Below are 13,416 nucleotides of genomic sequence, written 5' to 3' on the forward strand. Positions count from 1 at the left end.
GCTCATGGACCCCGAACTCGCCGCCCTCGCCACCGCCGGTGCCACCGCCCTCGTGCAGCAGATGACCGCCGACGCCTGGACCCGCGTGCGGGACGGCGTCGCCCGGGTGCTCGGGCGCGGGCGCGGAGGCGAAGAGGGTGCGGTCGTCGAGGAGTTGGACGCCGCGCGGGAGGAGCTGCTGGCCGCGCGGGAGGCCGGGGACGAGGAGACGGCCGCCGACGTGACGGCCGAGTGGCGGTCCCGGATGCGGCGCACCCTCGCCGCCCACCCCGAGCAGGCCGACGAACTCCGCCGGATCCTCGACGAGTTGGGCGACGGCGGCGCCGCGGGGCCCACCGTGACGTACCACGTGCAGAACACCATCACCGGCGGCACCCACCAGGTCACCATCCAGGCCGGCTCCGTGGGGCGGGTCGACCCGGGGCGTTAACGTACCCGCATGACCAGCGCACCCGGCACCGACGACGCCTTCCTCGACCGCCTCGCCGACCGGCTCGACGCCCTGCCCGGCGTGCACGCCGTGACCCTGGGCGGATCGCGGGCGCAGGGCACGCACACCGCGGCGAGCGACTGGGACACCGCCGTGTACTACCGAGGGAGCGAGGAAGTCTTCGAGCCCCGGCACCTGCGGGCCCTCGGCTGGGACGGGGAGGTCTCCGAGATCGGGGGCTGGGGCGGCGGCGTCTTCAACGGCGGGGCCTGGCTCACCGTCGACGGGCGCCGCGTCGACGTGCACTACCGCGACCTCGACGTCGTCGAGCACGAACTGCGGGAGGCCGAGGCCGGGCGGGTGCGGGTCGAACCGCTGATGTTCCACCTCGCCGGGATCCCGTCGTACCTCGTGGTCGCCGAGCTTGCCGTGAACCGGGTGCTGCGGGGGCACACGCCCGTGCCCGACGGCTACCCCGCCGCCCTGCGCGAGGCCGCCCCCGACGCGTGGTGGGGGCGCGCCTCCCTCACCCTCGACTACGCGCGGCACAACAACGCGCCCCTCGGCGGCCGCACCGAGGTCGTCGGAGCCGTCGCCGTCGCCGCGACGCAGACCGCCCACGCGGTGCTCGCCGCGCGCGGGGAGTGGGTGACCAACGAGAAGCGGCTCCTGGAGCGGGCCGGGCTGCGGGGGATCGACCGGATCGTGGGGGACACCGCGCTGCCGCTGGAGGACCTCGTCGACCGGGCGAAGGAACTCCTGGCGCGCGCCGTCGCCGACGCGCCTCAGCCGGACTGAGACCCCAGCGGGTACGTACGGGCGTCCCGCCAGCCCGTGCCCGCCCCCTCCGTCACGATCAGCCGCACCGACTCCACCCGCGCGCGCAGCGGCAGCGCCCCCGTGAACTCCGACTCCGCCAGGTCGTCCGTGCCCGCGCCGCTCGCCAGCGTGAGATGCGGGTCCAGACCCTCGGCGCCGAAGATCCCGCGGTACGGCACCGCCTCCGGCCAGCGCTCCCGCAGCGCCTTCGTCAGGGCGCGCAGGCCGTCGTCCGGGGCCGGGGCCAGATAGAGGACGCCCGGCCAGCGGCGCGGCGCGTCGAACGTGAGGGGCAGCGGGGGCGTCGCCCCGAACAGGTGCCGCAGCTCCGCGTCCGTGTCCGGCGTGATCCGGTCCAGCGGCAGGAACGGGTACAGCAGGGTGATGTGCGCCCTCGACGGGGTACGGACCAGCGGGTCCGCCTCCGGGACGTGGATCGTCAGGGCGGTGTCGCCGGGGACGTCCGGCCATCCGTCGTCACTCTTCGAGGGCGTGGGCACGGTCAAGTGTCACATTGCCGAAACCTGGACGTTTCCTCCCCTCCCACAACTCCGCTTACGCTGGTAGCACCAGTCCAGGCTGGCCACTGTCGTCCGGCACCGTTCCCGTGCTCGTACGACAGGAGTCTGCTCAGCCCCATGCGCCGCCGCCTGCACTCGCTTCCGCCCTGGCTCGGTCACGCCCTGCGCGCCCAGCGCGCGCCCGTGCCCTGGCCCGCCGTCGTGCGCGGGGCCCTGGCCGGGGGACTGCTGCTGCTCGTCGCCGTCGCCGCGGGACATCCGACCAGTGGCGTGCTGCTCGCGCTCGGCGCCATGCTCGCCGGGGTCAACGACCGGCCGGGACCGCGGCTCGCCGCCGTCTCGCGGCTGGGCGGGCCCGCGCTGGCGGGGGCCGTGGGCATGACCGTCGGCAGCTTCGCCGGGGACGCGCTGCCGACCGGGGCGCTCATCGCCTGCCTCTTCGGCGTGCTCGGGCTCGTGGGCGGCGCCTTCAGCGCGATCGGACCCGTCGCGTCCGCCGCCGGAACCCAGTTCCTCGTCACCGTCGCCATAGGCGCGGGCATGCCGCTGCCGGAGGCCGGCTGGCAGCGGGCGCTGCTCTTCGCGGGCGGCGCCGGGTGGCTGATCCTCCTGCGGCTCCTGCTGCCCTCTCCCGTACGGACGAAGGGACTCGGTACGAAGGGGCTCGGTACGAAGGGGCTCGGGTATCTCTACGACGGCGAGCGTGCCGCCGTCGCCTCCGTGTACGAGGCCGTGGCCGGGCTGCTCGACGCCGCCGGTGGCCCGGACGCGCAGGCGCGCCGCGTCGCGCTGACCGCCGCCCTCGACCAGGCGCAGGACGCCCTGCGGCGCGGCCGCTCGGCGGCGACCCGGCGGCTGCGCCGGCAGTACGCCGCCGCCCTGCCGCTCGCCGAGGCCGCCACCGCGCTCGCCTGGGCCGGCCGGCCGGTGCCCGCGCGGGCGGGGGAGGGGCCGCGCCGGCTCGCCGCCGCCGTCCGCTCCGGGCGGACGCCCGGGGCGCTGCCCGCTCCGGCCCGCGCCGACGCCGGGCTGCGGGCCCTGGACGAGGCGCTGCTGCGGGCCGCCGAGGCCTTCGACGGCTCCGGCGACCAGGCGCCCTCCCGCCGCAGGGCGTCCGCCGGACAGCTGCTGCGCAGGGCGGCCGGGCCCGCCGGACGCGAGTACGGCGTGCGCGTCGGGCTCTCCTTCGGCGCCAGCGCCGCCGTCGCGCAGGCCCTGCACCCCATGCACTGGTACTGGCTGCCCGCCACCGCCGTCTTCCTCGTCAAGCCGGACCTCGGGCCGCTCGCCTCGCGCGCGCTGTGCCGGGCCGCGGGGACGGTCGCCGGGTCCGTGCTGTTCGCCGGGCTCGCCGCCGTACTGCCCGACCCGCTCGGCCTCGTCGCGCTGGTCGCCGTGTGCGGGGCGCTCATCCCCGTCGCCACCCGGCACTTCGCCGCGCAGACCGCCGTCGTCACCGTCCTCGTACTGTCCCTGGTGATGGTGGGCGGGGAGCCGCAGGCCTCCTGGAACCGGATCACCGAAACGCTCCTCGCCTGCGCCATCGTGCTCGTCGCCGGACACCTGCCGCTGCCGGGCGGACACCGCGGCGGCGGGGTGCGCGTGCGGCTCGCCGTCGCGCACGACGCCGCGCACGCCTACGTACGGCATGTGCTCAGCGAGTCCGCGCAGGGGACGGGCGCCGTCGACCGGCACGGGCGGTGGGCGCTGCGGCGCGAGGCGTACCGGACGCTCGCGCAGGCGCGGGCCGCCGTGGACCTGGCCGCCGCCGAGCTGCCGGTGCTCGCGCGGCACTCCGACGGCTCGCGGCAGGTGACCGTCACGCTGGAACGCCTCGTCGACGCGACGACCGCGTGCGCGGTGCAGGTCGACGACACCGGACGGGTGCCCGAGCAGCACGCCGAGCGCATCGGCGTACTGCTCGCGGAGCTGGCCGCGTAGCGGGGTCCGCACCGCGCGCGGGGCCGTAGGTCACGGACGCAGGTCGATCCACACGGGCGCGTGGTCGGAGCCCGGCGCGTCCCGGCGCTCCTCGGGGTCCGCGCCCACCGACGGCAGCGGTGCAGGGGCCGATCCGGACGGCTCGCGGGTCGGGCCGGTGCCGGCGCGGACGACGTGGCCGAGCAGTTCGTGCGAGACGAAGACGTGGTCGATCAGCTCGCGGTGGCCCGCGTGCACCCGTGAGTACCGCTGCTCCTCGGGGATCAGCGGCGCCACGTTCCACAGCCGCCGCGCGTCGCCCTTGTCGGCGTGGTCGAAGCCGGGCGTGCCGATCTCGGAGCCGGGCGGGCCCTGGAGGATCTGGGTGGTCGCGGCGGACACCTCGTCGTTGAAGTCGCCCAGGACGGCGACCCGTTCACGGCGGCCGTTCTCCCCGAGGAGGGTGTCCGCGAGGGCCCGTACGGTGGTGGCCTCCGCCGCGCGCCGGTGCAGCGCGTACACCGCGTAGCGCGCCCGCTCGCCCTCGTCGCGCGGCACGAACCGGCCGCCCGGATACCCGAGGAGCTTCGACTTGAGGTGGCAGACGGCCGCCGTCAGCCACGTCGCCCGCGTCGAGAAGTGCACGGCGAGCACGCCCCGGCCCGCCCGGTCCGCGGTCCTGCCGCCGTCCTCGACCTGCACCGGGCGCAGCGCCGTGGGGAACGCGGCGGTGTCCGCGACCACGTTCACGGAGACGTCGCTGAGGAAGCCGACCCGGATCCCGCGCTCGTCGGGGTACTGCGACAGCGTCGTCTCGTACCGGCCGTCGAGCAGTTGCACCAGATCGTCGAGCGCGGCCGGGTCACCGACCTCCTGCACCCCGAGCAGGGTGGGCCGCAGCGCGTTCACGGTGGCGGCGAGCGGGGCCAGTTTCGCCTCGTACGTGGCCTTGTCGCGCGGGCCGTAGGGCCCGCCGGGGCGGTAGAGGTTCTCCAGGTTCCAGGTACCGACGAGCATGGTGTGCTCCGTCCTCTGGCCGGCCCGGACGGGGCCGGGGCGGCCAGCGTGCCAGCGGCCGAGCGGGGAGGACAGGACTCCAGCAGGACTCCGCCGGAAGGGGAGGCGGATGCCCTTGCGGCGGACTCCCGGACGGGCTCGGGGAATTGCTCAGGAAAAAACTTCCGCCGCAGCGATGAGTTCCGCTCGGGCCGCCGGTCACCCCTCCGTAAGACACGACCGGAGGAGGAACCATGGGGCTGCCGAAGGTGGTCACCCGCGAGGAGTGGCGTGCCGCGCGCGCCGAACTGCTCGCCCTGGAGAAGGCGGCGACCCGGGCGCGGGACGAGCTGAACGCACGGCGGCGCGAGCTGCCCATGGTCGAGATCGACAAGACGTACGTGTTCGAGGGCCCCGACGGGAAGTCCGAGCTGCTCGACCTGTTCGAGGGCCGGCCCCAACTCGTCGTCTACCACTTCATGTTCGCGCCCGACTGGGACGCGGGCTGCCGCAGCTGCTCCGGATTCCTCGACCAGATCGGGCACCTGGCGCACCTGAGGGCCCGCGGCACGGAGTTCGCGGCGGTCTCGCGCGCGCCGTTCACGCGGATCCTGCCGTTCAAGGCGCGGATGGGCTGGACGGTGCCCTGGTACTCCTCCCATCTCAGCGACTTCAACGCGGACTTCGGCGCCACGGTCGTGGGCGAGGACGGCCGTCTGGAGGAGCGGCCCGCGATCAGCTGCTTCCTGCGCGAGGGCGAGCGCGTCTTCCACACGTACTCGACGTTCGCCCGCGGCATGGACCACATCGGGTTCACCACGAACCTCCTGGACCTCACCGCTCTCGGCCGACAGGAGGAGTGGGAGAAGCCGGAGGGACGGGCGTCGGCTCTTGGGGCGCCCGCGGGCAGTGCGCGCGTGCGCTACCACGACGAATACGTCGACTGACACCACGCGCGGCCTGACCTCGTATCAACTCGGTGTCATTCTCGTCACGTTGCGAGCCGGAACGGCCCCTGTCAGCGTTCTCCCCCATACAGCGCCCGGACGCACCGGGCGTGGCGACATCGGCACGATCACGGGGGCAGGGACCAATGATGATCAACGGACGAGTGGTGCTGCAACGCTTCCCGGCGGGCGGACCCCGCGGCTCATGGCCCGCGGAGGAATACGCCAACCGCCGCCGCCAGGAGGGCCAGCCGGCCGAGGTCGTCATGGACCTGGCCACGGACGCCTTCCTGGTCATCGTCCGCGCACCCCTGACCGCGGACCCGGTGGGCTGAGTGGGGCGCACTTCAAGCCTCGGATCCGGCGGGTGGGGCCGCTAATCACCGGAGCCGGTCGGCCGACCGGAGCACTTCAAGCCCCTGCGGCGATTGAGCAGCGGGGTCCGGGGCGGAGCCCCGAGGGCGTGGGCCGGGTGCCCTAGGACGCGCGGACGGACCGCGACCACGCGGGAGTGGTCCCGGTGACCCGGCACAGCGCGAGATACAAGGGAATCGGCGGCGTGTACGGCACCGCCCCCTCCGGGCAGTGCACCACCGCCGGCACCCGCACCGCATCCCGCACCCACGCCCCCGGCGTGTACCGCGCGGGCGCCGGCCACTCCAACGACACGTCGGAGTCCGCCGGCACGAGCCACCACCAGTGCGCCCCGTCCGCGTACACGCACCCCATCCGCGGCAACCGCTGCGCCATCGCCCGCCCGAACTCCTCCGGCACCGCGACGGCATCGCAGCCGAGCGGCGCCGTCATGCCCGCGGGAACCCGCAACCGCACGGGAGCGGCGCGCCCCGCCCGGGGCGCCCCCGGCAGGTCCGGGTGCCGGGCGCGGCGCCGCGCGGCCAGTCCGGCCAGCGAGTTCAAGTGCATCGTCCGCTTGCCCGTCGTCACCACGCCCATCCGATCCCGTTGTGCACGTTCGTCGTTGCTCCGCCCGCTCGATGGGAGCGGGGGTTCACCAGGCCCATCCGGCGCCGTCCGAGGCGCCGGGGACGGGGTCCGCCGATTCCCGGCCCACGCCGTCGCGGGGCAGCTCGGCCCAGACGAGGAGACCGGGCCCGGTCTCCTGGGCGCCCCACGCCGTGGCGACCGCGGCCACGAGCAGCAGCCCTCTGCCGTGCTCCTCCTCCGGCGCGCGCCGCCCCCGGGGGGTGTCACCGGGGATGCAGCCCTCGTCGCGGACCGCTATGCGCAGGCGCTCACCGGCGTCGTCGCGCAGCTCGCGCAGTTCGCAGTGGATCCGTCGGCTCGCGGTGTGCACGATCGCGTTCGTGACCAGTTCGGACACGACGAGGGCCGCCGCGTCACAGGTGTCCTCGCACGCGCCCCACGCATCGAGGTGGGTGCGCGTCATGCGCCGGGCCTGAGCGGCGGAGCCCGGGTGGGGAGCCAGTTCGAAACTGCTGCGGCGCGCCGACGCGCGGGCCCCTCCCGGGGTGCCCGAACGGTCACCGAGCGTAGCTTCGCCGACTTCTGTTCCTAAAGGCGCAGACGGAGTCACGCTTGCCACTATCTCCCCGCCATGAACACTTGGCAAGGGCCACTCTGAAAAGTGCAGAGTGGCGTATGCCCCGTGGAGCGGGCATGGCAGACTGCTCGCAACAGCGCGCCGCGCGGCCCCCCTTGGGGGCCGATCGCGGGGAAACGGCCGGTGAGAGACTCTTTCCGCGCCTTTTCTCAAGATGAAAAGTGGCGGGATTCAAGCACCGGGACTACTGGGAGGTAAGGGTCGTGAGCGAGCCGCGGTCCGCACCGACCGTCGGCCAGGTCGTCCTCGGCCGCCGACTTCAGGACCTGCGCGAGGGCGCCGGACTCAAGCGCGAAGAGGCCGCGAAAGTACTCCGCGTAACCGCCGCGACGATCCGCCGCATGGAGACCGCCGAGGTCTCGCTGCGCATCCCGTACGTCCAGCTGCTGCTGAAGTCGTACGGCGTCGGCGACGACGAGATCGAGTCGTTCGTGCAGCTCGCGGAGGAGGCGAACAGGCCCGGCTGGTGGCAGCGGTACCACGACATCCTGCCCAACTGGTTCAGCATGTACGTGAGCCTGGAGGGCGCCGCCCGCCTCATCAGGTCGTACGACCCGCACTTCGTGCCCGGCCTGCTCCAGACCGAGGACTACGCGCGCGGGGTGCTCGCGTCCGGCGCCATAGGGCGGGCGCTCGCCGAGGACCCCCACGTGGTCGAGCGGCACGTGGCGCTGCGCCTGCGGCGCCAGGCCCTGCTCACCCGCGAGGACGCGCCCCGGCTGTGGGTCGTGATGGACGAGACCGCGCTGCGCCGCCCGGTGGGCGACGCGGACGTGATGCGCGCCCAGATCGACCGGCTGCTCGAAGCGATGGAACTGCCCAACGTGACGCTCCAGGTCGCGGAGTTCGCCGCGGGCCCCCACCCGGGCACGTACGGACCCTTCGTCCTGTTCCGATTTGCCATGTCAGAACTGCCGGACATGGTCTACAGCGAGTACCTGACCGGCGCGGTCTATCTCGACGCGCGCCCCGAGGTGGCGACCCACCTAGAGGTCATGGACCGCATGGCGGCGCATGCCGCGACGGCGCAACGCACAAAGGAGATCCTCCGTGATCTCCGCAAGGAGCTGTGAATGGACTCGATCAAGGACCGGATACGAGGCGTCGACGGAGAGCCGATCTACAACGGCATGCCGGCGCGCGAACTCGGCAGCGAGGGCTGGCACAAGCCGTGGAGCGGCGGCAACGGGGGCAACTGCGTCGAAGCCATGAAGCTGGCCGACGGACGCGTCGCGGTACGCCAGTCCTCCGACCCGGACGGGCCGGCCCTGATCTACACCCTCGGGGAGATCACCGCGTTCATCGAAGGCGCGAAGTCGGGAGCGGCGGACTTCCTGCTGTCGTGACCGGCGGCCTCCCGGGAGGCCGTCAGACGGTCATCGGGCGGTCGTGCGCGCCGATCGGCTCCGGCAGCGTGGTCCGGCCCGTCAGCCAGCGGTCGACCGCCGCGGCCGTGGCCCGGCCCTCGGCGATCGCCCACACCACGAGCGACGCGCCGCGTCCCGCGTCACCCGTGACGAACACGCCCGGCACGTCCGTGGCGAAGCGGGCGTCCCGCGCCAGCCGGCCCCGCCCGTCGAGGCCGAGGCCCAACTGGTCGACGAGGCCGCCGGGTCCGTGCTCCGGCCCGTGGAAGCCGAGCGCGAGCAGGACGAGATCGGCGGGCAGCGTCCGCTCCGTCCCCGGCCGCGGCCGGCGCCCCGCGTCCACCTCGACCACGTGCAGCGCGCGCACCCGGCCCGCCGCGTCGCCGGTGAAACGCAGCGTGGAGGCCGCGAAGAGCCGGGCGTCCGCGTCCGCCGCCGGGGCCGTACGCAGCTCACCCGCCTCCTCGTGCGCGGCGGAGATCCGGTACAGCTTCGGGTACGTGGGCCAGGGCTCGGCGTCCTCGTCGCGCGCCTCGCCCGGCATCCCGTAGATGTCCAACTGGGTCACGGACGCCGCCCCTTCGCGGACCGCCGTGCCCAGGCAGTCGGCGCCGGTGTCGCCGCCGCCGACGATCACCACGTGCCTGCCGGTGGCGCTGAGCGGTGACTGCGCCGTCTGGGCGCCGTGCTGGTGGTCGTACGTGCGGTTGGCCCACGGGAGGTACTCCATCGCCTGCTCGATCCCGGCCAGTTCCCTCCCGGGGACGTCCAGGTCGCGCCAGGCGGTGGCGCCGGTCGCGATCACGACGGCGTCGTAACGGGCCCGCAGCTCCGCCGCGTCGACGTCCCGGCCGATCTCCGTCGACGTGCGGAACCGCACACCCTCCTTGGCCAACTGGTCGAGGCGGCGGTCCAGTTGCGCCTTCTCCATCTTGAACGCCGGGATCCCGTAGCGCAGCAGTCCGCCCGGCCGGTCGTCCCGCTCGTACACGGCCACCGTGTGCCCGGCCCGCGTCAGCTGTTGCGCGGCCGCGAGCCCGGCCGGGCCCGAACCGATCACGGCGACGGTCCGCCCGCTGTGCCGCTCGGGCGGCTGGGCGGTCACGAAGCCCTCGTCCCAGGCCCGGTCGGCGATGGCGACCTCGACGTTCTTGATGGTCACGGCCGGCTGATTGATCGCGAGCACGCAGCCCGCCTCACAGGGGGCGGGGCACAGGCGGCCGGTGAACTCCGGAAAGTTGTTCGTGGCGTGCAGCCGCTCGCTCGCCGCCTGCCAGTCGTCCCGCGCGACCAGCTCGTTCCACTCCGGGATCAGGTTCCCCAGTGGGCAGGCCTCGTGGCAGAACGGGATGCCGCAGTCCATGCAGCGGTCGGCCTGCGCGCCGACGATCGGCAACAGACCGCCGGGGACGTACACCTCGTCCCAGTCGCGGACCCGTTCGCCGACGGGGCGGCGCGGCGCCTCCCGCCGGGGTGTGGTGAGGAAGCCCTTGGGGTCGGCCATGGCCGTCTCCCTGTGCCGTGCGTCGTGGCTCTTTTCGTCACGATACGTCGGCCGGGGCGGGGCTGCGCGGGCTCGGGCCGGGGAGCGCGCCGACCTCAGGTCAGGGAGAGCACGAACAGCGCCGAGGCGACGACTCCGGCCGCGGCCCGTACGTGGTTCCACCGCACCCACTCGACCAGGTACGCGCGCCAGTGCGCGGCGCTGCTCTCGGACTCCTCGGCGCCCGCGAGACCGGCGAGCGCCGCGTTGCGCGGCACGTTCGCGAGGACCGTCACCCCGAAGGAGCCCACCAGGTACAGGGCGCAGCCGAGCAGCAGCTCAAGGGTGCCCGGATCCGGCCAGAGCACGAACGTCACGACCGCGATGACCGCGCACAGCACCGCCGCGCCCAGGAACACGACCATGAACGGCGGCGTGAGAGCGGCGATGTTGATGGAGTTCATCGCGGCGATCCCCTGCGCCGCGGGCAGCGCGCCCAGCCCCCGCATCACGAACGTGGAGAACGCGATGAACACCCCTGAACTCACCGCGCACCAGACCGCCCCCAGCACGACCAGCACGAAATACGGACCCTCGATCATGCGCCCCCCTGTCTGAGGGGATCATGCCGCAGTTTGTCGGTAGTGCACAGTGATTTCGCGATTACGATGAGCGAACGCGTCCGTTTCCGCCCGGAGGCGTCTCCTGCCAGCTCTCCAGCACCTCCGCCACGGTTCCGGCCACCCGCAGCCGCGCCTCCCTCCTGGCCACGCCCGCCATCAGCAACGCGTCGTAGGGCGTGTCCACGTGCCGGACGGCCGCCCGCACCGCGGCCACGACCGCACCCTCCGAGAACGCCCGGCCCGCCGCGCTCCGCCCCACCCGCCCGCTCCCGCGCTCCCCGGCGTGCGCGGCGATCGCCGCCGCCCGGTCCACGGGGCAGCCGGGAAACCGCAGCCGGATCCGCTCCGCGAACTCCGCCACGAACACCGTGTCCCGCGCCGCCCGCCGCACCGCGTCCCGCGCCCGCCGCCGGGCCCTCGCCTCCGCGTCCGCCAGGCAGCGCGCCTCCGCCCGCGCGAGCCCCGCCTCCTCGACGAGCACGCCCTGCCGCTCGTACCGCCCGCGCCGCCGGTGGAAGCGGACGACGACGGCCGAGAGCGCGCTCTCCTCGCGCGCCCTGCGCGTCAGTGCCGTGTCGCCGCGCGGCAGGAACACGAGGTGTCCCAGGTCGGCGCAGTCCAGGCACCGCGGCTGCCCGGCCTCCACGACCAGCAGCCCGAGCGGCCCCCGGCCACAACTCCGGCACCGCTTGCGCTTGACGGACTGGAAGACGACGGGCGGGGCGGTGGCTCTGGTCATACGTCCGTGATGCCCGCCCGCGCGCGGCCTGCATCATGGAGGGCGTGCGACTCGAAGCGATCACCTGGGAACGGCTCGGCGACTCCCTCGCCGAGCGGCTGCTCGACCTGAAGCCGGCCGACGGCGGCCCCTGGACGAAGGTCGCCCTGGACGGGGCGCCCGCCGCGCACCTCGGCGAACTCGCGGCCCTCGTCTCCGAGGCGCTGCGCGCCCGCGGCCGGTCTTCGCTCACGGTCGCCACGGCGGGGTTCCTGCGCCCGGCCTCGCTCCGCTTCGAGTACGGGCACCGCGACGTGGAGGCGTACTACAGCGGCTGGTTCGACACGGGCGCCCTGTGGCGCGAGGTGTTCGGCCCGCTCGAACCGGACGGCACGGGCCGCGTCCTGCCCGATCTGTGGGACCCGGTCGCGGACCGGGCGACGCGCAGCGACTACGTGCACCTCCCGCCCGGCGGCGTGCTGTTGCTGCACGGCCCCTTTCTGCTCCACCACTGGTTCCCCTTCGATCTGACCGTGCACGTGAGCCTGTCGCGGGGCGCGCTGCGGCGCCGTACACCCGAGGCCGAGCAGTGGACGCTCCCGGCCTTCGAGCGCTACGAGTCCGAGACCGACCCGGCCGGGACCGCCGACATCGTCGTCCGCGCGGACGACCCGCGGCATCCGGCGTGGAACGGCTGAGGTGCGGGCCGGGCGCGGCTGAGGCGTCGGCGTGACGCGGCTCAGAGCCAGCCGTTGCGCTTGAACCCCCGGTAGACCACGAAACAGAGCGCGGCTATCACGGACATCATCAGCGGATAGCCGAACCGCCAGTGCAGCTCCGGCATGTTCTCGAAGTTCATGCCGTAGACACCGCAGCCCATCGTCGGCACCGCCACGATCGCGGCCCACGCCGTGATCTTCCGCATGTCCTCGTTCTGCGCGACCGTCACCTGCGCCAAGTGGGCCTGGAGGATCGAGTTGAGCAGTTCGTCGAAGGCCGCTATCTGCTCCGCCGCGCGCAGCAGATGGTCCGACACGTCGCGGAAGTACGCCTGTATCTCCGGCGGCACGGCGGGGTACGGGCGGCTCGACAGCTCCAGTACCGGCCGCGACAGGGGCACCACGGCCCGCTTCAACTCCAGCAGCTCGCGCTTGAGTTGGTAGATCCGGCCGGGGTCGGCCTTCGCGCCGTTCTGCGCGAAGACGTCCGCCTCGACCTCGTCGATGTCCGTCTGGACCTCGTCGATCACCGTCAGATAGTCGTCCACGACGTTGTCCGCGATCGCGTGCAGCACCGCGGCCGGGCCCTTGGCGAGCTGCTCCGGGTCCGCCTCGATCCGCTCGCGCACCGGGCCGAGCGAGCCGTGCCGCCCGTGCCGCACCGTGATCACGAAGTCCTGGCCGAGGAACACCATGATCTCGCCGGTGTTGACCACCTCGCTGGTCGCGGTGAGCTCCGCGTGGTCGACGTAGCAGACCGTCTTCAGCACCGCGAACAGCGTCTGCCCGTACCGCTCGACCTTGGGCCGCTGGTGCGCGTGGACCGCGTCCTCGACGGCCAGCGGGTGCAGGTCGAAGAGCTCGGCGATGTCCGCGAACTCGTCCTCCGACGGCTCGTGCAGACCCAGCCAGACGAAGCCGTCCGCCGCCTTGCGCACCGCGCGCAGGGAGTCGACGAGATCGCTGTCGCCCGACTTGCGCACACCGTCCCGGTACGTCACGCAGTTCACCACCGCGGAGCCCAGCGGGGAACGCGCCGGGTGGCTCAGGTCGACCTTGGGCCTGCGCCGTGCCAGCCGCGCGACCCTGCGCAGGCCGCCCACCTTGCGCAGGTCGCCGACCTTCCGCAGATTGCCCGCCATCGACATGCTCGGCCCCTCCCGTTGGTGCCGTGAAAACGAATTGGTGCCGTGAGAACGACTTGGTGGGCCAGTCTGCCAGCGACCACCGACAACGCGTCCACCCCTGTGGGAACGGAGGCTTCCACTCCGTCGGGCAATGCCTGGTATCC

Annotated in this window: 16 protein-coding genes; 8 read left to right on the top strand and 8 right to left on the bottom strand. The window is 73.8% G+C overall.

What is annotated here, in order from left to right; genetic code table 11:
* Positions 1-4 precede the first annotated feature (4 nt).
* Together ACYBSK_RS08490 and ACYBSK_RS08495 are read left to right on the top strand one after the other, a co-directional pair.
* Entirely contained in the window at positions 5-430 is a 426-nt protein-coding gene (locus ACYBSK_RS08490; RefSeq protein ID WP_457476263.1) for a hypothetical protein, read from the top strand.
* Positions 431-439: 9 nt separating this feature from the next.
* The gene (locus ACYBSK_RS08495) at positions 440-1,228 is read left to right on the top strand and encodes a nucleotidyltransferase domain-containing protein (RefSeq protein ID WP_460245671.1); all 789 of its coding nucleotides are present in this window, start codon (positions 440-442) and stop codon (positions 1,226-1,228) included.
* On the opposite strand, the gene ACYBSK_RS08500 is transcribed toward ACYBSK_RS08495, so the two are convergent.
* Positions 1,216-1,749, bottom strand: coding sequence for a 2'-5' RNA ligase family protein (locus ACYBSK_RS08500; protein WP_457476265.1), 534 nt, complete (start codon positions 1,747-1,749; stop codon positions 1,216-1,218). The two genes, ACYBSK_RS08495 and ACYBSK_RS08500, sit on opposite strands and share 13 nt — an antisense overlap.
* 138 nt (positions 1,750-1,887) lie before the next feature.
* Between ACYBSK_RS08500 and ACYBSK_RS08505 the strand changes: the two genes are divergently transcribed.
* Positions 1,888-3,711 (top strand): FUSC family protein, encoded by a 1,824-nt coding sequence (locus ACYBSK_RS08505; RefSeq protein ID WP_460245672.1) that lies wholly within the window; start codon positions 1,888-1,890, stop codon positions 3,709-3,711.
* Positions 3,712-3,741: 30 nt separating this feature from the next.
* On the opposite strand, the gene ACYBSK_RS08510 is transcribed toward ACYBSK_RS08505, so the two are convergent.
* Positions 3,742-4,707, bottom strand: a complete 966-nt coding sequence (locus ACYBSK_RS08510; RefSeq protein ID WP_460245673.1) for an endonuclease/exonuclease/phosphatase family protein — start codon at positions 4,705-4,707, stop codon at positions 3,742-3,744.
* A 233-nt stretch (positions 4,708-4,940) separates the two neighbouring features.
* On the opposite strand from ACYBSK_RS08510, the gene ACYBSK_RS08515 reads away from it, so the two are divergent.
* Together ACYBSK_RS08515 and ACYBSK_RS08520 are read left to right on the top strand one after the other, a co-directional pair.
* Entirely contained in the window at positions 4,941-5,633 is a 693-nt protein-coding gene (locus ACYBSK_RS08515; RefSeq protein WP_460245674.1) for a DUF899 domain-containing protein, read from the top strand.
* Positions 5,634-5,782: 149 nt separating this feature from the next.
* Complete coding sequence (locus tag ACYBSK_RS08520; RefSeq protein ID WP_460245675.1) at positions 5,783-5,968, top strand: hypothetical protein; 186 nt, start codon at positions 5,783-5,785, stop codon at positions 5,966-5,968.
* Positions 5,969-6,110: 142 nt separating this feature from the next.
* On the opposite strand, the gene ACYBSK_RS08525 is transcribed toward ACYBSK_RS08520, so the two are convergent.
* Both ACYBSK_RS08525 and ACYBSK_RS08530 read right to left on the bottom strand, forming a co-directional pair.
* Entirely contained in the window at positions 6,111-6,587 is a 477-nt protein-coding gene (locus tag ACYBSK_RS08525; protein WP_457476270.1) for a hypothetical protein, read from the bottom strand.
* 55 nt (positions 6,588-6,642) lie between these two features.
* Entirely contained in the window at positions 6,643-7,041 is a 399-nt protein-coding gene (locus tag ACYBSK_RS08530; RefSeq protein ID WP_457476271.1) for an ATP-binding protein, read from the bottom strand.
* A 377-nt stretch (positions 7,042-7,418) separates the two neighbouring features.
* On the opposite strand from ACYBSK_RS08530, the gene ACYBSK_RS08535 reads away from it, so the two are divergent.
* Positions 7,419-8,288, top strand: a complete 870-nt coding sequence (locus ACYBSK_RS08535; protein ID WP_457476272.1) for a helix-turn-helix domain-containing protein — start codon at positions 7,419-7,421, stop codon at positions 8,286-8,288.
* The gene (locus tag ACYBSK_RS08540; RefSeq protein ID WP_457476273.1) at positions 8,289-8,561 is read left to right on the top strand and encodes a DUF397 domain-containing protein; all 273 of its coding nucleotides are present in this window, start codon (positions 8,289-8,291) and stop codon (positions 8,559-8,561) included.
* A 22-nt stretch (positions 8,562-8,583) separates the two neighbouring features.
* Here ACYBSK_RS08540 and ACYBSK_RS08545 read toward each other — a convergent pair whose 3' ends face one another.
* The 3 genes from ACYBSK_RS08545 to ACYBSK_RS08555 all read right to left on the bottom strand — a co-directional run bounded on the left by ACYBSK_RS08545 (position 8,584) and on the right by ACYBSK_RS08555 (position 11,427).
* A complete protein-coding gene (locus ACYBSK_RS08545) occupies positions 8,584-10,086 on the bottom strand; it encodes a glutamate synthase subunit beta (protein ID WP_457476274.1) in 1,503 nt (500 codons plus the stop codon).
* Between the two features lie 95 nt (positions 10,087-10,181).
* Positions 10,182-10,667 (bottom strand): anthrone oxygenase family protein, encoded by a 486-nt coding sequence (locus ACYBSK_RS08550; protein WP_457476275.1) that lies wholly within the window; start codon positions 10,665-10,667, stop codon positions 10,182-10,184.
* Positions 10,668-10,728: 61 nt separating this feature from the next.
* Positions 10,729-11,427 (bottom strand): DUF2293 domain-containing protein, encoded by a 699-nt coding sequence (locus ACYBSK_RS08555; RefSeq protein ID WP_457476276.1) that lies wholly within the window; start codon positions 11,425-11,427, stop codon positions 10,729-10,731.
* A 44-nt stretch (positions 11,428-11,471) separates the two neighbouring features.
* Between ACYBSK_RS08555 and ACYBSK_RS08560 the strand changes: the two genes are divergently transcribed.
* Complete coding sequence (locus ACYBSK_RS08560; protein ID WP_460245676.1) at positions 11,472-12,104, top strand: nucleoside/nucleotide kinase family protein; 633 nt, start codon at positions 11,472-11,474, stop codon at positions 12,102-12,104.
* A gap of 41 nt (positions 12,105-12,145) precedes the next feature.
* Here ACYBSK_RS08560 and ACYBSK_RS08565 read toward each other — a convergent pair whose 3' ends face one another.
* Positions 12,146-13,273: a magnesium and cobalt transport protein CorA gene (locus ACYBSK_RS08565; RefSeq protein WP_457476278.1), complete on the bottom strand. Its 1,128-nt coding sequence runs from the start codon at positions 13,271-13,273 to the stop codon at positions 12,146-12,148.
* Positions 13,274-13,416 lie beyond the last annotated feature (143 nt).

The organism is Streptomyces sp. BYX5S, from assembly GCF_054724165.1.